1 rRNA gene is annotated in these 540 nt (G+C 47.0%); it reads right to left on the reverse strand.

From position 1 onward, the window contains the following. Positions 1–540: ribosomal RNA gene (locus CDOM16188_RS11120) — 23S ribosomal RNA — on the reverse strand; the annotation flags it as partial.

Genomic DNA, 540 nt, shown 5'->3' on the forward strand with positions numbered 1-540 from the left:
CGCTTCGCAGAGCTAACGTCATCAATTAACCTTCGAGCACCGGGCAGGCGTCACACCCTATACATCCTCTTACGAGTTAGCAGAGTGCTGTGTTTTTGGTAAACAGTCGGGAGGGACTCTTTGTTGTAACCTTCCTTGCTTACGGAGTAAATCCTTAACAAAGCTAGGCACACCTTATACCGAAGATACGGTGCTATTTTGCAGAGTTCCTTGAAGAGAGTTCTTCCACGCGCCTTAGAATACTCATCCCACCCACCTGTGTCGGTTTACGGTACGGGCAACTATTACTAAACTTAGAAACTTTTCTTGGCTCGACAGTATCAAGGATTCAAACGCTGTTCCGAAGAACTTTGTCTGCCTGTGGGGTCTCGGATAAAGAGTTACGGATTTGCCTGTAACTCAACCTACACCTTTCGACCAGCACTTCCATCCGCTGGCTCCTTTAACTCTAAGCGTCCTTCCATCGCACATAATAGTTGGCATTGGAATATTAACCAATTTTCCATCGCATACCCCTTTCGGACTTTGCTTAGGACCCGG

The sequence above is a fragment of the Campylobacter sp. RM16188 genome (assembly GCF_012978795.1).
GTDB classification, from domain to species: Bacteria; Campylobacterota; Campylobacteria; order Campylobacterales; family Campylobacteraceae; genus Campylobacter_A; species Campylobacter_A canis.